Source organism: uncultured Corynebacterium sp. (genome assembly GCF_902489365.1).
Lineage (GTDB): Bacteria > Actinomycetota > Actinomycetes > Mycobacteriales > Mycobacteriaceae > Corynebacterium.
Genome location: NZ_CABTZR010000040.1, coordinates 1 through 21,085 on the forward strand (window position 1 = coordinate 1; position 21,085 = coordinate 21,085).

Here is a 21,085-nt window from a genome sequence, read left to right on the forward strand (position 1 = left end):
GCCCGGGGCCCGCCACAAGGCGGAGCCCCCACATCTGCAGCATGCCAATCCAATCAGACGTCGGGTGCATGACGGCGCCGAGAGAGGCGTAGAGGACGTTCTCAAAGACTTCGAAACCCCAGCCCACAAGCGCGCCGACGATGAAACCATGCCATGGGCGGTTGAGCTGGCGGAAACTGAGTAACACAAAAACCACGCCCAGCGCCTTGGCGAATTCCTCTGGATAAGCACCGGACCAGGACATCATGGATTCTTCCCAGCCCACCCCTTTGGTGAGGGAGGTGAACGGCAGCGCGGAGAGAAGCGCTAAAGATACTGCGGTACCGCCTCCCCACAGCACGCTGGCAGTGGCCCAGCCTGTGGCTGGCCGTGCCCACATTGGGCTAAGCCGCCACAGGTATAGGCCTAGTGCTAGAAAGGTTAGTCCGATCAGCAGACTTATCAGGCCTGGGAGCGGGGCAACGAGAAAGGAACCCAACAGATTGATAAGAGCTGCGGGTAAGCAGACACCAATGAGGACCCATAGGGTTACGCGGAAGATCTTGCTCACTTGAAGGCCTCCATAAATTGATCGGCGAATTCCTCTGGGTTTCCGTCCGAGAAGACGAGCTCGTAGTTGAGGTTTCCCTTGGCCACGCTGAAGGCAACGACGGGGATGTACGTATACGTTCGCAGGACGAGCATGCCGTCATTGTTTTCTACTTTTTCTTTCGGCATCGACCCGAAAGTCGTGGCTCGCACAGCGCGGCGCAGGGCCAACTCATCATCGTCGACATCAGAGGTGAGATAGGCCTCGACTAAGGTATCGCCGCAGTCCCAGGCCTGGTTGGCCACGGATTCGTAGTTGACGCTGCATTCCAGTCCGTTGATGGGCTGGCGCCACTCCGGATCATCGAGGACAACTGGCTCTATTTCTGGCTCATGTTCCGGCAGCGCCAAACTGAGGACGGCGGGCGTGCCCAGCACGAGAAGGGTTACTCCAAGTACCGCGAAAAACGGCCCCGTCATCTTCGCTGGCGGGAAACGATAAGAAGTCATGCACACCACACTAATGGGTACATCTGACATAGAGTGAAGTGCATGAAGGATCTGTATCAGTTTGTTAATGGCCCTTGGATTGAGTCCCACGTTATTCCCGATGACCGCGGTGTTGACGGGACTTTTCACGCGCTTCGCGACGAAGCCGAGGAACTCGTCCATGACATCGTTAAGGAAGACGAAGGCCGTCCGGGGATCGTGTATTCCTCCCACATGGACGTTGAGGGAGTGAACGCTGCGGGAACGGCGCCTTTGGCCGAAGATTTGGACAAGCTGGTGGCGGCGGACCCGGAAGAGCTGGCGCACAACCTGGGCGTGCTGGAGCGCGAGGGCGTCGGCGCCCCGGTTACCTTCTGGGTAGAAAAGGACTCCGGCTCCGAGGAGGCGGTGGCCTACATTATCCAGTCCGGCCTGGGCCTTCCAGATGAGGCTTATTACCGCGAGGAAGCCCACGCGGAGACGCTTGAGGCCTACGAGAAGCACGTCGCAGCGATGCTTGGATTCCTGGATCCGGCTCGCCTCTTCGGGCTGGGCGCGGAAGCGGCCGCTACGCGCATCGTGAATCTGGAAAAGGAAATTGCTGCAGGGCATTGGGATGTCGTGGCCTCGCGTGATGCGGTGAAGACGTATAACCCGGTGGACGTCGCCAAGCTGCCCAGCATCACCCGCGCCATCCTGAACGGTGGGGCACTGCCGGAGCACCGCGCGGTGGCCATGATGCCGTCGTATTTTGAGCACCTGGAGGGTCTGTTTACCGCCGGCCGCATGGCGGATTGGCAGCTGTGGGCCACGTGGCACATTCTGCTGTCGCGCGCGCCGTACCTTACTGAGGAGATCGGTAGGAAGAATTTCGAGTTCTACGGAACCAAGCTTTCCGGCGCTACCGAGCAGCGTGACCGCTGGAAGCGCGCCGTGGGCCTGGCAGAGAACATGGTGGGCCAGGAGATTGGCAAGGTCTTCGTGGACAAGCACTTCCCTCCATCCTCGAAGTCCGAGATGGATGAGCTGGTGGAATACCTTACCTCCGCGTACCGCGAGAGGATTTCGCAGCTGGAGTGGATGACCCCGGCCACTCGTGAGCGCGCGCTGGAGAAGCTCTTGCAGTTCAAGGCCAAGATTGGTTATCCGGAGACCTGGCGTGACTATTCCGACCTAGAGTTTTCACCCAAGGGTGCGGACCTGGTGGCCAATGTGCGCGCAGGCAGCGCGTGGAGCCACGATTATGAGCTGGCCAAGATTGGCAAGCCGGCCGACCGCGACGAGTGGTTCGCAACCCCGCAGACGGTCAATGCCTTCTACAACCCAGTAGTTAATGACATCACCTTCCCGGCGGCGATTCTGCGCCCGCCGTTCTACAACCCGGACGCGGACGCGGCGGAGAACTTCGGTGCCATCGGCGCGGTGATTGGCCACGAGATTGGGCATGGCTTTGATGATCAGGGCTCGCAGTATGACGGCCAGGGCAACCTCAACTCCTGGTGGACGGATGAGGACCGCGCGGCCTTCGAGAAGCTGACCGCGAAGCTGGTGGACCAGTTCCAAGGGCAGGTGCCGAAGGTGCTGGAAGGCACCGATTCCGCAGGCGTCAACGGCAGTTTCACCCTGGGTGAGAACATCGGTGACCTGGGTGGACTGGGGATTGCTGTGGTGGCCTACAAGAACTACTGCGCCGACAAGGGCTTGGACATCAACGGCCAGGTCGCGCCCTTTGAGGCAGAGGGCGCTGAGCCGGAATTGGCAGAACACGAGTACACCGGTCTGCAGCGTTTCTTCCTGGCGTGGGCGCGCGTGTGGCGCACTGCCATCCGCCCGGAGATGGCCACGCAGTACCTGGCCATTGATCCGCACTCGCCGGCGGAGTTCCGTTGCAACATCATCGCCGAAAACATCGATGAATTCTACGAGGCTTTTGACGTCGAGGGTGGACTGGTCCCAGAGGAGCGCGTCACCATCTGGTAGTACCCTTGGGGGCCATGAGTGAGTGGAATATCGGTGGTACTGATCGCCAACTAAGTCCGGAACAACAGCTCGAGCAGCTCTCCTCCTACATGGAGGTGCACTACCCGCTGCCGGACTTCCGCCCGCCGTGGGCCGGTGGAGGTTCGCCGGAGGCGGACCGCTATTGCGCGCTGCTGCCGGACCGTATCGTGCAGGCCTCCATGATGGTGCTGGGATCCGCGGTGGATCACTCGCTGCCCGGCACCGTTTTTACGGAAGGCGTGAGCGTTGAAGACTCTGAGGTTGGAGCGATCTTTAGGCCGTCAGAAGAGTCTGGTCGCTGGGCGGTGTCGCTGCACTCCGGCGGCTGGTGGCGCGGTGACGGCAAGGCGCTAGAAATGCAATGGCGGCCCGAAGTTGCTGCCGCAGCGCAGTTGTCGGGCACGACGATCATTGATGTCGATTATCCGTTGGCGCCGGAGCACACCGTGGCGGAGATGGTTCAGTCGGTTCAGGCGGCCGTCGATTATGCGCGCGAGCATGGTGCCGAGCGCGTGACGGTGTGGGGATATTCCTCCGGTGGGGCGCTCGCAGCGCTGGTGCCTGCCGACGCCCTCCTCCTCACCTTCCCCGACTTCGGTGCGCTGGCCAAGCTGCCGGAGGAGATCCGCGGTGACTACGTCCTCGATGTTGAGAAGCTGCCGGGGCTGTATTCTGACATCTTGGTCCAGACCGCGGCGCAGGATGAGATTGCTGAGCGCGTGGAGGTCCCCGGTGCACAGACTGCGGAGTACGTGTCCATGCACCGTATTTCGACCCCGGCCGTGGCGCGGCAGCGCATTAAAGATTCGGCCGAGTTCCTGTAGTTCTACTGTTCGCCCTCGGGGCGAATCTTCATCTCGGAGTTCTTCCACAGGCCGGAGCGCTGGATGATTTCCTGGTCGATATCTGCCTCGAGCGGGGCCTCGCCGCGGGAGTTGGTGCGCAGCTCATACTTTTCAATGGAGCCCCAGTCGCGCGCCCAATCGTTGTTGAGGTAGCTCGGGATCTCATAGGAGTAGTTCACTGCCTCCGCGGTTGCCAGCGCACCACCACCGGAGAAGGACTGGAAGTCCGTGAGGGAGGTTTGTGCGGCGGCGTCGGGAAGAATGCGGAACTGCGGGATCTCGGTCACGCCGGCGTAGTGGTCGAAGGTGCGCTGGCAGGGGAACTGCAGGGCCACGGACCAGTCGAGGAGCGCCGGGGTAGAGGAATCGAACTGGGAGTTGATGGTGGCAAGCTCCGGGACGCGCGGCGGTGTAAACGCCATCCAATCGTCCTCATCGGTGGAATCATCGACCGCGACGAGGCGCACAACGTTGGCCTCCTCTGGGAGCTCGTCTAGAGCAATGCGGAGGTTGCGCCATTTGGGGGTCGCGCCGACGTCGGAAAGCTCGGCCTCACCCTTGTTGGTGACCTTGCCATCCTTGAGTGTTCCGTACTCCAAGGTGAGCTCGGTGCCCTCCTGCTCCACTCCGTTGACGTCGTGGTGGTAAATCTTGCCGGCGGCAGCGACCGAGAGGACGGGGGTGTTTTCGCCAGGTTCCGGCAAGTTGTACCACTGGGTGGTGATGGTGGCGGTCGAGCGCTGCGATTCATCGTAGGAGCCCATGACCGGGACCTTCCGGTAATCCAAGTTGAACGGCAGGTGCATCTCGGAGCCGTTGACACCCAGGGTTCCGCGCACGCCGCCGGCGGAGGAGTCGGTGACCTCGGTTGCCTTTTCCTCGGATTCGGTGAGATCCTTCTGTTCATTGGACGTCGCCGAGTCCTCACCGGTGGTGTTGGCAATAGCGCCTACCGACGCCGAGTTGAGGTTCTCCGGCTCAATATCTTCCTTGATCATATTGGGGCCGAAACCGAAGTTGTCCTCCTTCTTGTCAACGAGCGAGTCCTGGAATTCGCCCTCGACCGGAGTGAGGAAGGATTCATTGGTGTTGGTCTCCACCATGGTGGAATCCGCCAGCGAGCAGGTATCGCCGCGCAGGGAAGTCAGGTTGCCCTTGCCCACGGAGTAGGAATCCGCCTGGGCCACGTAGCCCTTGGCAAAGGAGGCACACGAGAAGGCCACGATGATAATGCAGGCCGCCGCAATCGGTGCGGACATGACACCCGCCCAGCGCGAGACCTTGGCGGCATTGGCGGCCTCGAATTCCTCGAGGGTGCCGGCGGTTTCGGCCTTGTTCTTGCGATAGCTGTGAACCAGGGACTGGTAGAGGCCAATCGCCAGGACCACCATGGCGATGGCCAGCACCACGGTGTTGGCCTCGATGCCCTTGAACTGCACGGTGCGGTCCCACCACGGGATGCCGAAGGAGGATACGTACCACCAGGCGTTCCAGCCGCCCAGGGAGATGGCCAGGAGGAAGATCACCGCGGCGATGGAGAAGGTCCGGGCACGCGGGGAGCGCATGGCAATCTGGGAAAGAACTACCGAGCCGAGCGCGGCGATGACGCCGGCGACACCGGCGTAAATGCCGAAGTGGTGCGTCCACTTCGTCGGCGTGAACATGAGGAAGAAGGCCGAGAGCGCCATGATGGCCAGCAGGCGCTTGGTGGGATCTGCCTCCGCACCGACGACGCGGTGGTCCTTGATGAAGGCATAGATGATGAGCGCCAAGCAGAAGAGCATGGTGAACATTGCAAAGCGGCGCGTCAGGGAGCCGTCCACGGAGGGCTCGAAGAGCGTGGAGTAGCGCACGAACTCCGAGTACCACGGCAGGGACGGGCCGACCGCGGAACGCACGCGAGTGGATTCGAGGACCGACGCTAGCGTTTGGTCCCCGAAGGCAGCGACCATGACAGCGGTGCCACAGGCAAGGAACGGGGCGATGAGAGCTGTCCAGCCGATCTGGGGAGCGCGCTTACCCATGATGCGGAACAGGGCGGGCAGGCAGACCAGGAAGATGCCCACTGCGGTGAGGCCGGTGGGGCCAGCGGCCAGGGTGATGGTGGCGATGATGGTGCCCACCGCTGCCGGAAGGAGGCGCTGGGTGGAGATGGCGCGCTCGAAAGAGGCCCACGTCAGCATGACGCCGAGGGCCACGATGGGCTCGGGGCGGATGCCGTTGTTATAGGGCAGCCAGAAAGCCAGGAACATGAACGCGGCGGTCCAGTGCGCCAGGCGGCGCTCGTTGACGCGAGCGCCGAAGCGCGGAAGCATCTCGCGCGACAAGATAAACCAGATGATGAGCGCTGAGATAAGCGCAGGCAGGCGCACGATGATGGACGCGCTGGAGAATTGCGCCAGCCATGCCACGAGGTCGTAGTACGGCGCGCCGAACGGGGCCTCGGGGACGCCGTACCAGCGGTAGTAGTTCGCCATATAGGTCGCGTGATCGGAAACGCGTCCCATGGTGAGGATGAAGCCATCATCGGAGGTATTAGCACCGAAGATGTACCACCAGCCGAGAACAGCCGCCACGACGCCATCGAGCGGGCGGATCTGCTTCCAGGTTTCGGGCATGAAGCCACGGCGTTTGCCATCGAGGCGGTCGATTCGCCACAGGCAGACCAGACTGATCACCACCATGGCCAGGCCCAGCCACATGGCGATGAGCTTGAGCGGTGTCGGGGAGGAGGTGAACCGAGAGTTGATCTCCACGTGGATGCGGAGGTCGTCGCCAAGCTCGGCGAGGGCTTCCGGGGAATCGTCGATCTCGGTATAAACGCCGGTGACCTGAGGGCGGAGATCCTCCTCGGAGGTCTCTTTGTGCTTGCCCAAGGAGACGGTGGTGCCGTCACCGGTGGATTGGATGCGGAGCGTGGAGTCCTCAGGCAGCTTCGCCACCTGCTCGGCCGTGAGAGAGAAAATGACCTCATCGAGGCTGGTCACCGAGAGACCATCCTCGCCGGCGCGGACAAACATGCCGCGGTTGGAGGCCTTCTTGGACTCCGGGGGCACGGTGCCGTAAAGCAGGTCCTGGCCATCGCGCAGCTTATCGACGGCCTTCAGAGGGATCTCTGCATCGATCTCCTCCGGCGCCACCGAGATGAGCGGGGCGTTGATGGACTGCAGGGAGTCCTGCTGGGGCCAATCGAAGGAAGATTGGGTTTGGTTCACCGGCAGCAGCGGTGTGGCCACAAAGCACAGGAAACCGATGAATCCAGCGATGATGGCGGTGAGCCGCAGGGACTGCGGTGCTCGCAGTGAAGAGGTATTCCGATCTGACACGGCGATCAGTCTACGTCACCGCCTTGGCTTATTAAGATCTGGCCGCGACGACGAAGGGGCCAATCTGTTTAGTGGTCCAGCCTTCTTCAAAGACCTCCGGGTTGAAGAACACCGCGCGGTAGCGCACGTTGGGCTGATTGGGGTAAATGTCTTCTGCCAAGTGCGTCTTGTAGCCATCCCCGGGTTCCTTGATGTCACCGCGGAAGATGAGCACGTCTGGGCCGCGCCACGGTGAGGACTCGAGGGAATGCGAGAACTCCTTCGGAGTCTGGTCCCAGGAATTGGAAGCCCACTCTTCAATCTGCAGGTTACGGGTGCTGAACTCTCCCAACGGGTTGGCATAGTTGCTGGTGAAGGCGTTAAACCCGTAGTAGGGGTTGTAGGCCATGAAGAGCTTTTCGTCCGTGAGGACGACGGTGTCGTCGGCCGCGTAGCCCTGGGCGTCGATGAACTCACGGATCTTTCCGTAATTAGCGGAAGAATCGCTGGTGTAGCGGTCCGCGCGCTCCCCGTAGCCGTCGGTATCGGTATAAGCGTGATCTAAGGCGGTCACGTTCGTCGCGGGGATTTGCTGCGCATAGTAAATACCGCCCAGCCCCATGATGATGGCAAAGACCAGGGTCATGCGCTTGCTGATGGTCTCAGTAATGCCCGCCGGGTAGAGCGTGGGCAGGCCCATGAGGCGGACGTCGGCCAGCGCGAGAATGCCCGCCGTGGCGAAGAGGACCGCGACCATCAGCTCCAGGCGGAAGCCCAGCAGCGTGCTGCCGGCGAGAGTCATGACCATGGAAGCCAAAGTCCACAGGTAAGTGCCGACGAGCGCGGTGCCCATAGCTCGGATTTCGGGCTCATCGACGCGCAAGATGAGGTAGATCAGGCCAATAAGGCTGAGGGCGCCGATGACGGACAAGGAGAGGAAGGGCGCCGGGATTTGGGTGCCCTCCTCCGGCAGGTAGTGCTGCGCGGTGGATTCTAGCGGGGCGGTGGCGTGCAGGACGGCGTGCAGATACGGTGCCCAAGCAATCGCGGCGATGGCCAGGGATCCGGCCGCGATGGCGGCGAGGCGCACGAGGGGAGTCCACGTACGGTCGGCCACGCACGTAACGAGTGCAATGAGGCTGACGATGGTAAGCGCCACGGCTCCCGTGTACAGCGTGTAGAAGCAGGCGGAGATTCCGAGGTAGATGGCGATTGCGGCGGTGGAGAACCACGAGGAGCCGTAGAAGGCGTGTGAGCACAGGACAGCTACCGCTGGTACGCCCATTGCGATGACCGCGGAATACGGTTCTTCAGCGCCGATGGTCAGGGTCACCGCTGTGGTGGTCAAGGCAATGGCGGTGGCTACCGGTAGGGAACCGGCAAGCCGCTGCCACAGCGGAACCAGGATGCACCCGGCCACGGCCAAGGAGATGAGGCTCCAGGGTTGGTAGACCTCCCAGCCGGGCATGTTGAGGATGTTGGCCAGCCGGCCGCCCAACCAGAACCAGCCCAGCGGGTAGAAGGTGGGCAGGCCCTCGTAGTTCATGTCCGCATAGGAGCTGGCTTCCGTGACGCGGGTGAGGAATTGGGTGCGGAACACCTGATCGACCTGGACGCCGTCGAGCCAGAGGCGCGAGGCCGATAGTGGCAGGCCGATACTGGTTAGCGTGAGTAGCGCTGGGGAGATGTAGCACAGGGCGGTGGTCAGCCACGTCCGCCAGCGGGGCCGCGGCGAGGCACCAATAACCCACCACACGCACAGAGCGCCCACCAGGAGAACGGTGAGCGCAGTTCCCGCGGTGCTCAATGCGCGGGTCACCATCGACGTGCTGAACGCCGGAAGGGAGACCGTCTTGAAGGCGAAGAAACCAATGAGCGTGATAAGGCCGCCACCTACAGCGGCGGCGGCCATTCCCACGAGAGTGGCGCGACGCGTCAAGCGGTCGACGTTATATTCCACGGTGGGGGAGATAGACGACGTGGCGGGAGACTCAGTCATGCACTTAGTCTCCCACACGCCGTGGACTTAGCGGAACTTTAGAAAGGCAGCTTCCGGAAGATCGCCTGCGGGATGAACTTGAATCCCAAGGACACGTACTCAAAGAGCGGGTGCACGAAGATGGACTGCTTGCCGTCGAGCACTGCCTTGACGGTGGCCTTGGCTACGTCGGAGACGTTAACGGTCAGTGGTGCCTCGCCGGCGTCTGCCGACATCTTGGTGCGCACCTGGCCCGGGCGGACCACGAGCACGTTGGCGCCGGAGCCGCGCAGGGCCTCGCCGAGGTTGATGAAGAAGCCGTCCACGCCGGCCTTGGAGGCGCCGTAGACAAAGTTGGAGCGGCGCACGCGCATGCCGGCGACGGAGGACAGCGCCACGATGGTGCCGTGGCCCTGCTGCTGGAACTTCTGTCCGAGTAAGACTCCGAGGGAGACCGGTGCGGTGAAGTTAGTCTGGGCCGAGGCAACTGCCTTGGCCTGGTCCTGCCAGAGTTCCTCCTGGTCACCGAGGGTGCCGAAAGCGATGATGGCGACGTCGACATCGCCGCGCTCAAACGCGCGCTTGACGACGTCCCCGTGGCCCTCGAAATCAGTCGCGTCAAAGTCGATGACCTCGACGTCGCCGCCGCGGGACTCGATGGTGGCGCGGGCCTCCGCGATGCGTGGGGAGTCGGCACGAGCAGCCAAGGTGACCTTGGCCGGACCGCGCTCGAGGAATTCCTCGACGATGCCGAGGCCGATCTCGGAGGTGCCGCCGAGAAGGAGGATGTGTTGTGCTTGGCCTACTGCATTCAGCATGAGGTTATTCCTTTCTAGTGCAGCTCGAGGCGGCGGGACATATCGGAGGCGAAGACGCCGGTCGGGTCGATGTCGTTGCGGGTCTTGAGCCATCCCTCGAGGCCCGGGTACATCTTGTGGAAGTTCTCCGCCGAGGTGCGGGACTCCTTGGCCAGGTAGAGGCGGCCACCAAATTCCATGACGCGCTTGTCTAGATCGTCGAGGAAGGTGCCCAGGCCCGGCTTGATGGGGAAGTCCACGCAGACATTCCAGCCCGGCATCGGGTAAGACAGCGGGGCCTTGTTGCCCGGGCCGAAGAGCTTGAACACGTTGAGCGCGGAGTAGTGGCTGGAGCGCTGCATGTCCCGGATGATCTCCTTGAAGGGCTCGACGGCGTCGGTCGGCACCACGAACTGGTACTGCAGGAAGCCGTTGGAGCCGTAGCCGCGGTTCCACTCGCCGATGAGATCCAGCGGCTGGTAGAACTGCGTGAGGTTCTTGACCTGGTTACGCGCCGGGGCGCCCATGAGGTAGTAGGCCTCGCCGATAGCCATGAGCGAGAGCTTGTTCATGGTGAAGTTCGGGAAGATATCCGGAACGGTCATCAGCTGCGGGGCATTGAACTTCAGCGGATCTTTCGCCAGCTTCGGGTTCAGCTCCTCCAGCTGCTCTAGCGTGGCCAGGGAGCCGCGGGAAATGGTGGAGCGGCCCAGTTTCGGCTCTGGGGAGATGACGTCGAACCACGCGGAGGAATAGGTGTAATTGTGCTCTGATCCATCGGAGTGGAAGGCGATGGTTTCCTCGAGGTTATCCGTGCGGTCGGTATCCGCGATGAAGTAGGCGGTTTCCGTCTTCGTCATCTTGATCTTGGCGCGCAGGATGATGCCGGTAAGGCCCATGCCGCCGACGGTGGCCCAGAAAAGATCGCCGCTCGGGTCATCCTCCGAGCCTTCCGGGGTCAGGTGCAGCACGCGGCCGTCTGCCACGAGCAACTCCATCGAGGCGACATGATCACCGAAGGAACCGGCGGAGTGGTGGTTCTTGCCGTGGATATCCGGGCCGATAGCACCACCGATGGTGACCTGGCGGGTACCCGGCAGAACCGGGACCCACAGGCCATAGGGCAGGGCGGCCTTCATGAGCTGGTCGAGGGTGACGCCACCGTCGACGTCGACAATGCCCGACTCCGGGTCGATGGAGTGGATTTTGTTGAGCGGTTGCATGTCGATGACGAGGCCACCGGCGTTCTGCGCGGGGTCACCGTAGGAGCGGCCCATACCGCGGGCGATGACGCCACGGCGCAGGTGGGAAGGCTTATCAGCATTGTCCTCAGCCACCTGGGCGACGGCCGTCTTGATGACGTCGACGTCTGGGGTGGACAAAACGTGGGCGGTTGTCGCCGCCGTGCGGCCCCAACCGTGGAGGGACTTCTCAGTAGTATGCAGTTCCATCTCTTACTCTTTGATTCGATGTGATGGGTCGGTTTTATACACTACCTAGGCGATAGTGCCTGTGGCGTGAGTGAAAACGTGAGATTAGGTACAAAAGCCAAGCAAACGGAACATTTGTTCTGTCCGGTTGTGTGGGTTTCGGTCCTGTTTATGGCTAGTACAGATCCATGATCTGCCGGATTTCCTCGGGAAGTTCGTCTTGGGAGGTGATCTCGGGGCCTTCATAAGAACGCAGGATTTCATAGACACGGCCGCGCGACGTGGAGTCGAGGATGGGCAGTTCCTCGGCGATGAGCCGCGTCATAAAACCATTGAGTGGCAGTGAGGTGTGCTCGGTAGCGAGGAAGTGCCCGTGGCGCTTGTCGTCCTCGGCGCGCTCATCTTGCGCCGCGCGCTGTGCCGGAGTGAGGTGCTCTTTTTTGGAGGAGTACATGCACGGTAGCCTACCGCCCGCCTAAAGTGGTGCGGTATGACTTCTCCCAAGCAAGACAATTATGCCCTGGATGACACCCTCGCCGGACGTATCACCCAAGCCACGGCCGTGGCGATCATGACCTCTTATCCGGATTGGATCAAGAACAAGACTGCGCTCGTGTCCGCCTATGTCCTGTCTTTCTTAGGCTTTGGTGCACTCGTGGCAATTACTAATGCCGAGAGCCATGAGGGGCAACCGGAGCCGGAGAAGCCGGAGGTGTCGCTGTGGGCGCTTCCGGTTGGCCTTGGTGCGCTCGTGGTTGGCGGCTGGTTGGGGATTAAGGCACAGCGGGGAATCGTTAGCTTTATCCGCCGCCGCGGCGTGGCAAAACCGTGGACAGTGTGGGGCGGAATCGGGGCCGCCATCGTGTTCATCCTCAGCGAGCTCGAAGCACGCGAGAACGCCGCCCGAAACTAAAAGTGCGTATGGTGGGGCACATGAGCTCACAGGTCACAGATTTGGCGCAGGTCCGCGCCAAACGTGGTGATTCTGCTCGAACACTGCTGTGTCAGGTGTCCAATGTTCGCGCGGAAGCCGAGGTGCACCGTCAGATTGGTTTCTCGGACGCACTCACGCTGGAAGAGCTTCATCATATTCTCGAGGTCTGCTTCGGACTGCCTCAAGAGGATTCGCCGTGGCACTTTTTTGAACATACCGATGCCCGCGGCCAACGAATCGATCCGAGCCATACCGTGCGCGAATTCTTAAGCCGCGAAGGCGAGCAGATTGATTATGCCTGGGGGCTGTGGGATTTCGAGATAGTCGTGGTGGAGACCTATCCGCGCGATAACGGCACGCCGGAGGCTCTGTGCGTAGGCGGCTCCGGATCTTTTCAGACACCGTTTGATCTCACCGCCGTGAATGCTGAGCTCACAGGCCAGGAAACCATTGATGAAGTTCTGGATCTTGTGGTTAGTCCCGTCCGCGCGCTCATTGAAAGAACCCGGCTCTATGACTTCGTTCCGCTCCTCCAAGCTTTGGACTTGCATCGCGAAGTCAGCATTGATGCTCGGGCGTACCGCCAGCTGCGTACTCTGCCGCGAGAAGTAACAAACGAAGGCAAGGACGCCTTTTGGTCGATGGCGCTGGCGCTGTCCTGCATGGGCGGGCGCGAGCTGACGGATTCCGTGGTGGAGACCGCCATGGCGGCATTGGGCTGGGTCGACGATGACGGCGAGGAGCTTCGCGGTGCTGAGATTCGGGAGCTGTGCACGGCTTCGCTTAAGGTGCTTTCTTCTCTCGGCGCCTATGGTGAAGACGCCGTCGCACCCGTGGATCGCCTGGACATTTACCGCGCCCTCATCCGCGGGTAGAGTATTCCGCCGTGACTGAACCTACTTCCACCCTAAAGACACAGCTCGTGCGCTTTGTCTCCGTCGGTGTTTTCACTGCGGCCATCGACTATGGCCTCACCCTCTTCCTGACGTACCTAGGCCTGCACCGCTCCCTGGCCAAGGCGATCGGCTGGGTCTTCGGTACCATCGCCGCGTATGTGGCCAATGCTCGCTGGACTTTCGGTGCACAAGTATCTGGTCGTACCGCCGGTGCCGTGGGCATGCTGTACCTGTCTACCTTCGCCGTGCAGAACTTCCTGTATTGGGTGCTCAACGCTCCGCTGATCAGTCTGGGCTTTGAGGGCGCGCTGAAGGACACTATCGCCTTCGTCATCGCGCAGGGCGTGGCCACGGTGACTAACTTCGCCATTCAGCGCGTGTTCATTTTTAAGGGCAAGTAACTATGGCAGGTCGCGCCGAACGCTTCTCCCAGTCGAACTCCTTGCATGCGCAGAGCGCGAAGTTCGCCATTACGGGAGCCATTGCCGCGCTTATCGACGTCTCCCTGACCTGGCTTTTTCAAATTGGTTTAGGGGTGTTCGGGGATGTGGGCTCCCGAACTGTTGGCTTTGCTGTGGGTACTTTCGTGGCTTATCTGCTGAACCGGCGCTGGACCTTCAACGCGCGGGCCTCGAAGCGCCGCTTCGCTGCCGTGTTTGCCACCTACGCCATGACCTATGCGATCAACATTTTGTTGTATCGCTGGGCCTTCCCCTTTTTCGACCACAACCTAGACTGGCCCTCGTCCTGGGCACTGGCGGTGGCCTTTGTGATAGCGCAAGGCACGGCAACGCTCATCAACTTTTTTGTGCAGCGGTGGGTCATTTTCCGCAGCACGCGCAAGTCCTTTGAGGTTTAGGGCCTGCGGAAGTCTTCCTTACGGCCACGGTTGTGCAGGAGCAGCCATTCCATGAATCCCTTCACGTCATGTTGCTGGACCAGGAAAAACCAGCCGAAACGAGCGAATTCCTGCGGCAGCAGCTTGCGCATGCCGCGCTGCCACAAGAGGTAGCCGCGGTTGCGGTAGGTAAAGAAGCGCTTGAACTCACCCTCTGGGTATTGCGTGTGCATTTTTCCGCCGAGGATGGGCTTGAACTCATCGGAGCCATCCGGATGTAGGTAGCTGGTGGTCAGCGCGGTACCGAAGTTTAAGCCTGAGTTGACCAGGCGGCGGTGGTACTCCACTTCATCGCCACGGATGAACAGGCGGTAGTCCGGCACGCCGACGATCTCCATGGCCTCGGCGGAGATGAGCGCGCCGTTAAAAAGCGAGGCGATGCCGGGGAGAAAATCACCCTCCAGCTCGCTCATGTAGCGCCGCCATACCAGTCCCTGGCGAAGAGGGAAGGCGAGCTTGGCGGGCTCATTGATATTGCACACGGCGGGGGAGACTTCGTGGAGTGCGTTGTTTTCCGCAACGCGGTAGAGCTCCTCCAGCACGTGGTGGTCGGCGGGGCGGCCATCATCATCAGCGCACCACACCGCATCCGCGCCGAGGGCGAGTGCGGTGAGGAATCCCAGCGCGAAGCCGCCCGCGCCACCGAGGTTGGTTTCGGAAGGCACATAGACGCCGCGCTCGCCGGCCAGTTCGTGGAGGAGATCCTCCACGGCTTGTTCCGCACCGTTATCTACCACGATCACCCACTGCACCGGGTGCGTTTGGTTCACCACCTGTTCAAGGGAGGCGCGCAGCAGCTCCACGCGCTGGTGGGTGACGATCACAGCGGCCGTCGTACCGGCCTGGGACAGAGTGGCAGTCATGGGTTCTATTGTGCCACCCGTGATGAGTTATACGATGCTGCCATGGCTGTAAAAAGCATCGAAGACATGTGGGCTCCATTCAAACTCACTGTGCGGGTCGGCGAGCTGTCCCTGCGGGTGCTGCGCGACAGTGACATCGCCGCTATCCACGGTGTTAGCGCCGCTGAGATATTTGGTGAGCCGCTTCCGGAGTACACCTTCCCGTGGTTGAAGGAGAAGCCGGACCCGAGCTTCCGGTGGGCGCATCGCGCGCAGATGTCCCCGGAAGAATGGTCGCTCGATTTTGGCGTGCACCTTGATGGTGAGGTTATCGGCTCGGTGGATCTACGGGCACAGAATTTCCCCGAGGAGCATGAGGTTGTAACGGGATCGTGGATCTACCACCGCCTTCAGGGTCGCGGTATTGGTACGCAGATCCGCCACGCCGTTGCGGTCTTCTGCTTTGATTACTTGGGTGCGCATCGGTTGCGCTCGGAGTGGGAGCCGGGAAATGAAGCTTCCCAGGCTGTGTCGCGCAAGCTGGGCTATGCCATTGACGGCAACAAGGCGGTGCTGTGCAAAGAGGATTACCAGCCGGGGCCGAAAGTGACTGTGGCCGGCATGAGCCAAGAACTGCGCGAGATGCTCGGGGCGTGAGGTGCCCTACGTGACGAAGTTCTTGCCGGCTATTCAAGATCTGGCCAGAACTTTGGCAACTAGGGCAGTAGGAACAGAAACTTAGACGTTCTCCTCGTTGTCGAAGCGCTTGCGCAAGTCCCGCACGTACTGGCCAACCTCAGGGCCTTCGTACTCGCCGACGACGTCGGAGACCTCGCCCACCGACCGAATCTGACCGTGGTCGATCCACAGCGCGGTATCGCACAGCTGCGCCAGGAAGTCATTGGAGTGGGAAGCGAAGACTAGGATGCCGGAGCGCTTCACCAGGTCCTGGAGCCGCACGCGGGCCTTGGCCATGAAGGCGGCGTCGACGGCGCCGATGCCTTCGTCGAGAAGCAGGATCTCCGGCTCAATGGAGGTCACAACACCGAGGGCTAGGCGCACGCGCATACCGGTGGAGTAGGTGCGCAGCGGCATGGAGAGGCAATCACCCAGCTCAGAGAACTCCGCGATCTCATCCATCTTGGCCTTCATCTGCTTGATGGTCTGGCCCAAGAAGAGGCCGCGGATGATGATGTTGTCATAGCCGGAAACCTCCGGGTCCATGCCCACGCCCAAGTCGAAGACGGGGGCCACGCGCCCGCGCACGTTGGCGGCGCCGCGGGTGGGCTCGTAGATACCGGAGAGCAGGCGCAGCAGAGTGGTTTTGCCCGCGCCGTTGTGGCCGACGAGGCCGACGCGGTCACCTTCGCGCAGGTGGAGGTTGATGTCTTTGAGCGCTTCCACCATGACCACGTTCTGGTCATTCTTGCCAATGGAGCCACCGGCCGTGGAGAGCATCGCCTTCTTCAGGGAGCGGGACTTGGCATCAAAGATGGGAAAGTCCACGCAAGCGTTATACGTATCAATGGAAACCATGGACGATCCTTTCTAGACCCAGTAGGAGACGCGGAAGCGCCACTGGCGCATGGCCAGGCCAGCGATGAGCAGGCCGGCGACGGTGCAGCCGATGACGATGAGCCAGTGATAACCGGCGACGGGCTCGCCGATCATGGGGGCGCGGATGATCTCCATGTAGTGGTAGAGCGGGTTGATCTCAGCGATGCGCGCGCGGCTGGCCACGGCACCTCCCTGCTCCTTCAGGGTGTTGGTCATCCACACGATCGGGGTGACGTAGAAGAGCAGCTGGGTCAGCGCCTCCAGCAGCGGAGCGACGTCACGGAAGCGGGTGGCGATGATGCCGAAGAACATGGCGACCCACACGCCGTTAACCAGGAAGAGTCCAAGCGCAGGGATGAACAGGAAGAACTCCCATCCCAAGTGGCGCGGGAAGATAAGAATGAGCAACAGCCAGATGATGAGGTTGTGGCCCAAGAAAAGGGTTTGCCGCCAGACCAGGCGGTAGACATGCACGGAAAGCGGTGCCGGGAGCTGTTTGATCAGGCCTTCGTTGTCAATGAAGACCGTCGAGCCTTCCTTAATGGCACCCGAAATGAAGTTCCACATGATAAGGCCCACGGTCACGTGGGGCAGGAATTCTGCAACCGGGATCTGGAAGAGCATGGAGTACAGCAGGCCAAGCGCCGCGGCCATCACACCGGTCGCGATGGTGATCCAGAACGGACCCAGCACCGAGCGGCGGTAGCGCTGCTTGATGTCTTGGATGCCCAGCTTGAACCACAGCTCGCGCTGGCGCGCGCCTTGCAGGAGATCAGCGAAGGCCGCCGACATGGTCATGGAACGCGAGGCCGGCTCCTCGCCGGGTGCAGGCGCGGAGGTCATGCGGGCGACGTCGTCACGCAGGTTTTTCTTGTCTTGCACGCCATTCACCCTAGCGCGCACGTCCGCCAAAAACCTACACACACGCCCGTAACCTGGGAAAACGCGAGCGAGCTGGGAAAATCTAGGGTTAGGAAAGATTTACGTAGGGCGTATAGAGTAGGGAGTCGATCGGACGATTCGAGGAAGGGTTGAAGCATGACGGAACAGTATGACGTCGCCAGCGTGCGAGGTCTTTACACTGGTCTGTCCGATGGTTGGACCTACCTGAACGCGCATGCCGCGCCGCAGATTGCGGAGCGTGTGGCCTCTGGCGTTGCCCGTTCTTTCCGCATGTCCGCCACGGTGAAGCCGCTGGAGGACGCCGTGGGCGCGCACTCGGCGCATCACGATCCAGGCGAGCTCCACGCGGCTGACATGTATGCCTCCGCGCGCCGGGCCATGGCGGATCTCACGGGTGCCACGGCGGAACGAGTCATCCTGGGCCCGTCGCTGCCGGTGCTGTACCAAGCTTTGGGCGTAGCACTGCGCCCGCTGCTGCGCCGCCAGTCTTCGGTGGTGCTCTCCCGCTTTGATTCGCCGGAGATGACACGCGCGTTTGAGCACGTGGGCGCTGATATTCGGTGGGCGCAGCCGGATTTGGGTACGGGCGAGCTGCCGGCATTCCAATACGCCGATTTGGTTGATGGCTCGACGCGTTTTGTCGCCTTTTCCGCCGCCCACGAGCTGCTGGGCACTGTAACACCGGCCGCGGAGATCATCGATGCGGTCCATGAGCGTTCGCGCGCCTGGGTGCTTGTCGACGTCTCCTCGATCGCCCCCTACCGCCTCCTCGACTTTGATGCGATTGGGGCGGACATTCTCGGTGTGGATGTGGGCGCTCTTGGTGGCCCGCAGATGGCGGCGCTGGTCTTCCGCGACACCGCGATGTTCCGCCGTCTCGATGAGCTTGTCGTTGGCCCGGTCTCCGCGGGTTTGGCCGGTGGCGTTGGTCCCCTAGTGGACCATTTGGCGGAACTTGCCGGCGGCGAACGCGGTTCGCGCCGCGTGCGCCTGGGGCGCTCGCTCGATGCGCTGTCGTCTTACATGGAGGATCTCTGCGGTGATCTCTATAGCCTGCTGGGCACGCTTCCGGCCGTTCACATCCTGGGTGTGACCGGTGAGGCGGCTGCCGATGCCTCCGATGACCGCCTCCCGCGGCTTACCTTCGCCGTGCGCGACGTACCCGCGGACGTGATTCACCGCCGCCTCTTCGACAATGGTTTGGTGACTACCATCGCTCCGCACACCCCCTTGCTCACGGAGATGGGCGTGGAGGAGGTTGGCGGTGCCGTGACAGTCTCTCTAAGCCCTTTCAGCACGTACCAGGACATCGAGCACCTGACTCGCGTCGTGGCCTCCTTGGCCTAGAACCTCAACGAGGGAGTCTAGACCTCGAGGACGAGCTTGCCCGTGACCTCGCCGGAGTCGAGGGCTTTGTGGGCTTCGGCGGCGTCGGCAAGCGCAAAAGTGCGATGCAGGTGGTGCTTGACACTGCCGTCTTCCAGCCAAGGCCAGACGTTTTTAACGGTGTCCGCAACGATGGCGGCCTTGCCCTCCAACGAGCGGGAGCGCAGCGTGGTGCCCTGCAGGGTCAGGCGCTTGTTGAGGAGGATAGCCATGTTGAGCTCGGCCTTCGTGCCGCCCTGCATGCCAATGGTGACCATGTGGCCGCCCTTAGCCAGCGCGATGAGGTTCTTCTTGAGGTACTTCGCGCCCATGATGTCGAGGATGACATCGCATTGGTTCTTCAGCTCCTCGGCGAAGTCCTGCTCGTTGTAGTTGATGAGGATGTCCGCGCCGAGCTCCTTGCAGGTCTCGAGCTTTTCGTCCGATCCAGCCGTCACCGCGACGGTGGCGCCGAGGTTTTTCGCCACCTGGATGGCGAAGGTGCCGATACCGCCCGCGCCGCCGTGGATGAGGATGGTCTGGCCCTGTGCGAGGCCAGCTTCCATAGCGATGTTGGACCATACGGTGCAGGCCACCTCGATGACGGACGCGGCCTCGGCAAAGGAGTAGCCGCTGGGGATGGGCAGCAGCTGGCCTTGCGGCACGGCCACGTACTCGGCGTAGCCACCGCCGGCCAGCAGTGCGCCGACCTTGGAGCCAACCTCGACGTCGGTGTTACCGGCATCGACGACTTCGCCTGCGACTTCGAGGCCGATAGTCTCCGAAGCGCCCGGCGGGGGCGGGTAGTGCCCGCGGGCCTGAAGCAGGTCGGCGCGGTTTACGCCGGCGGCTTTGACTTTAACGAGGACTTCGCCGGCAGCTAGTTCTGGTGTGGCGACATCCCCCAACTCTAGCGAGTGTGGGTCTTCCGGATTGGTCTGAATGATGGCTTTCATGCCACACCACCGTACTTAAATCCAATCATCCTCGACGAGGAAGGCGTTAACCGCGATGGCTGCGGCGTTGGCTTCGCCCATCGCTACTGCGACCTGCGCCGGTGGGTTGACCACGTTGCCTACGGCCCAGATGCGCGGGTGGCTGGTGGCACCAGATTCGCCGACCTTGATCACGGTGCCGCCCATCGCGGCGGGCGGGCTGTGTCGCTCTAGGCTGAGCTCAGCTAAGAACTCATCGTGCGGGTGAGGGACAGGCATGTAGAACAGTGCATCGACGGCATGGGCGTCGTCTCCAACCAAGACTTTTCCGTCCTGGAAGGCGGTGACGGGGCCGCCGACAAGCGCAATGCCCCGCCGAGTCAGATCCGCGCGCTGCTCGTCGGTGAATTCCATTCCATTGGTGAAGAAGGTGATGTCCTTCGACCACTGGCGCAGAACCGCGGCATGGTGGAAGGAGAACTCGCCGATGTAGAGCACGCCGAGCTTCTTGTCCGCCACCTCGTATCCGTGGCAGTAGGGGCAGTGGAGGACTGTATCTCCCCAGTTTTCTTCGAGCCCCGGGATGTTTGGATGTACGTCGTCCACGCCGCTGGCGACGATGATGGAGCGGGCCGCGACGGTCTCACCGTTGCTCAACGTGGCGGTGAGTGTTCGGTCATTATCGGTGACGGATTTTACGGTGGCGTTTAAGATCTGTACGCCGTAGTTGCGCAGCTGCTCCTTGCCGCGCTCCTGGAACTCGAGTGGTGGTGTGCCCTCGAGGGCGATAACACCGTGGATTTCATGAGCAAAGCGGTTGCGGGGCGTGGTGGAATCAACAACGAGGACACTGCGGCGGGCGCGGACCATGACCAGTGCTGCCTGAAGGCCGGCCGCGCCACCGCCGATGATGAGGGTATCGACTGTCTGCATAGGCCCGAGTAAACCCGAGGAGGGTTTATATGGCAATGGTTTTCAGTAGTTTGTGGCAGGCGTCACGCCCAACCCTGACTTGGCCAAGTTAGTGCCGAAGGGTTGGGGTGTGGTGGGAATTCGTCAACATGAGGCATCGGCCAGAATCGGGAATCCGGCCGTCGAAGGAAGGCGCCTTGTGTATCCTTTGGGTGTCGTTGAGCCTTTAAGGAGCAAGAAAGTAGCATGACCCACCCCTCCACCGTCTCTAAGGTGGGCATCCGATCCCGTGCCCTGCGTTTCGCACCGCGCCGCTCGGACTGGTCCCGCGCGACGATCGGGCGCGACCTCTCGGCAGGCCTCATGGTGGCCCTCGTCGCACTCCCCCTGGCGCTCGGCTTCGGCGTCGCGTCTGGTGTCGGCGCGGCAGCCGGAATTACGACGGCCATCGTCGCGGGCATCCTGGCCGC

General features: G+C 61.8%; 21 protein-coding genes. 9 read left to right on the top strand and 12 right to left on the bottom strand.

Translation table 11 applies throughout. The annotated features are described in order from the left end of the window. Both RDN59_RS07245 and RDN59_RS07250 read right to left on the bottom strand, forming a co-directional pair. Positions 1-379, bottom strand: a 379-nt coding sequence (locus RDN59_RS07245; RefSeq protein ID WP_308607256.1) for a PrsW family intramembrane metalloprotease, incomplete at its 3' end; no start/stop codon positions are given. A 167-nt stretch (positions 380-546) separates the two neighbouring features. Then, positions 547-1,038 carry a hypothetical protein gene (locus tag RDN59_RS07250; RefSeq protein ID WP_308607257.1) on the bottom strand — a complete coding sequence of 164 codons (492 nt, stop codon included), beginning with the start codon at positions 1,036-1,038 and terminating at the stop codon, positions 547-549. Between the two features lie 42 nt (positions 1,039-1,080). Here RDN59_RS07250 and RDN59_RS07255 point away from each other — a divergent pair, with 42 nt between their 5' ends. Both RDN59_RS07255 and RDN59_RS07260 read left to right on the top strand, forming a co-directional pair. Then, the gene (locus RDN59_RS07255) at positions 1,081-2,997 is read left to right on the top strand and encodes a M13 family metallopeptidase (protein WP_070564112.1); all 1,917 of its coding nucleotides are present in this window, start codon (positions 1,081-1,083) and stop codon (positions 2,995-2,997) included. 14 nt (positions 2,998-3,011) lie between these two features. Continuing rightward, positions 3,012-3,842: an alpha/beta hydrolase gene (locus tag RDN59_RS07260; protein ID WP_308607258.1), complete on the top strand. Its 831-nt coding sequence runs from the start codon at positions 3,012-3,014 to the stop codon at positions 3,840-3,842. Positions 3,843-3,844: 2 nt separating this feature from the next. On the opposite strand, the gene RDN59_RS07265 is transcribed toward RDN59_RS07260, so the two are convergent. The 5 genes from RDN59_RS07265 to RDN59_RS07285 form a co-directional block, all read right to left on the bottom strand. After that, entirely contained in the window at positions 3,845-7,189 is a 3,345-nt protein-coding gene (locus RDN59_RS07265) for an arabinosyltransferase domain-containing protein (RefSeq protein WP_070596266.1), read from the bottom strand. A gap of 31 nt (positions 7,190-7,220) precedes the next feature. Continuing rightward, positions 7,221-9,167 carry a galactan 5-O-arabinofuranosyltransferase gene (locus RDN59_RS07270; protein ID WP_308607259.1) on the bottom strand — a complete coding sequence of 649 codons (1,947 nt, stop codon included), beginning with the start codon at positions 9,165-9,167 and terminating at the stop codon, positions 7,221-7,223. A 38-nt stretch (positions 9,168-9,205) separates the two neighbouring features. Further along, positions 9,206-9,964 (bottom strand): decaprenylphospho-beta-D-erythro-pentofuranosid-2-ulose 2-reductase, encoded by a 759-nt coding sequence (locus tag RDN59_RS07275; RefSeq protein WP_308607260.1) that lies wholly within the window; start codon positions 9,962-9,964, stop codon positions 9,206-9,208. A 14-nt stretch (positions 9,965-9,978) separates the two neighbouring features. Then, entirely contained in the window at positions 9,979-11,394 is a 1,416-nt protein-coding gene (locus RDN59_RS07280) for an FAD-binding oxidoreductase (protein WP_308607261.1), read from the bottom strand. Positions 11,395-11,548: 154 nt separating this feature from the next. After that, complete coding sequence (locus RDN59_RS07285) at positions 11,549-11,827, bottom strand: hypothetical protein (protein ID WP_046647039.1); 279 nt, start codon at positions 11,825-11,827, stop codon at positions 11,549-11,551. 36 nt (positions 11,828-11,863) lie between these two features. Here RDN59_RS07285 and RDN59_RS07290 point away from each other — a divergent pair, with 36 nt between their 5' ends. From RDN59_RS07290 to RDN59_RS07305, 4 genes are read left to right on the top strand one after another with little or no spacing between them, the layout of a single operon-like run. After that, entirely contained in the window at positions 11,864-12,286 is a 423-nt protein-coding gene (locus RDN59_RS07290; protein ID WP_308607262.1) for a hypothetical protein, read from the top strand. A gap of 20 nt (positions 12,287-12,306) precedes the next feature. Beyond that, positions 12,307-13,182: a hypothetical protein gene (locus RDN59_RS07295; RefSeq protein WP_046647041.1), complete on the top strand. Its 876-nt coding sequence runs from the start codon at positions 12,307-12,309 to the stop codon at positions 13,180-13,182. Between the two features lie 11 nt (positions 13,183-13,193). Beyond that, the gene (locus RDN59_RS07300) at positions 13,194-13,604 is read left to right on the top strand and encodes a GtrA family protein (RefSeq protein ID WP_046647042.1); all 411 of its coding nucleotides are present in this window, start codon (positions 13,194-13,196) and stop codon (positions 13,602-13,604) included. Positions 13,605-13,606: 2 nt separating this feature from the next. Then, positions 13,607-14,062, top strand: coding sequence for a GtrA family protein (locus tag RDN59_RS07305; protein WP_308607263.1), 456 nt, complete (start codon positions 13,607-13,609; stop codon positions 14,060-14,062). Here the strand turns inward: RDN59_RS07305 and RDN59_RS07310 are convergent. After that, entirely contained in the window at positions 14,059-14,964 is a 906-nt protein-coding gene (locus tag RDN59_RS07310) for a glycosyltransferase family 2 protein (protein ID WP_308607264.1), read from the bottom strand. The genes RDN59_RS07305 and RDN59_RS07310 overlap by 4 nt on opposite strands. A gap of 42 nt (positions 14,965-15,006) precedes the next feature. On the opposite strand from RDN59_RS07310, the gene RDN59_RS07315 reads away from it, so the two are divergent. Continuing rightward, positions 15,007-15,600, top strand: coding sequence for a GNAT family protein (locus RDN59_RS07315; RefSeq protein ID WP_308607265.1), 594 nt, complete (start codon positions 15,007-15,009; stop codon positions 15,598-15,600). 81 nt (positions 15,601-15,681) lie between these two features. Here RDN59_RS07315 and RDN59_RS07320 read toward each other — a convergent pair whose 3' ends face one another. Together RDN59_RS07320 and RDN59_RS07325 are read right to left on the bottom strand one after the other, a co-directional pair. Next, positions 15,682-16,479, bottom strand: a complete 798-nt coding sequence (locus RDN59_RS07320; protein WP_308607266.1) for an ABC transporter ATP-binding protein — start codon at positions 16,477-16,479, stop codon at positions 15,682-15,684. Between the two features lie 12 nt (positions 16,480-16,491). Next, a complete protein-coding gene (locus tag RDN59_RS07325; protein ID WP_070444741.1) occupies positions 16,492-17,343 on the bottom strand; it encodes an ABC transporter permease in 852 nt (283 codons plus the stop codon). Between the two features lie 195 nt (positions 17,344-17,538). Here RDN59_RS07325 and RDN59_RS07330 point away from each other — a divergent pair, with 195 nt between their 5' ends. Beyond that, entirely contained in the window at positions 17,539-18,750 is a 1,212-nt protein-coding gene (locus tag RDN59_RS07330) for an aminotransferase class V-fold PLP-dependent enzyme (protein ID WP_308607267.1), read from the top strand. 17 nt (positions 18,751-18,767) lie between these two features. Here the strand turns inward: RDN59_RS07330 and RDN59_RS07335 are convergent, their stop codons facing one another. Both RDN59_RS07335 and RDN59_RS07340 read right to left on the bottom strand, forming a co-directional pair. Beyond that, positions 18,768-19,724 carry an NAD(P)H-quinone oxidoreductase gene (locus RDN59_RS07335; protein WP_308607268.1) on the bottom strand — a complete coding sequence of 319 codons (957 nt, stop codon included), beginning with the start codon at positions 19,722-19,724 and terminating at the stop codon, positions 18,768-18,770. Positions 19,725-19,739: 15 nt separating this feature from the next. Beyond that, positions 19,740-20,636 carry an NAD(P)/FAD-dependent oxidoreductase gene (locus RDN59_RS07340; protein WP_308607269.1) on the bottom strand — a complete coding sequence of 299 codons (897 nt, stop codon included), beginning with the start codon at positions 20,634-20,636 and terminating at the stop codon, positions 19,740-19,742. 225 nt (positions 20,637-20,861) lie between these two features. Between RDN59_RS07340 and RDN59_RS07345 the strand changes: the two genes are divergently transcribed. Beyond that, the coding region (locus tag RDN59_RS07345; protein WP_308607270.1) for a SulP family inorganic anion transporter at positions 20,862-21,085 on the top strand (224 nt) is incomplete at its 3' end.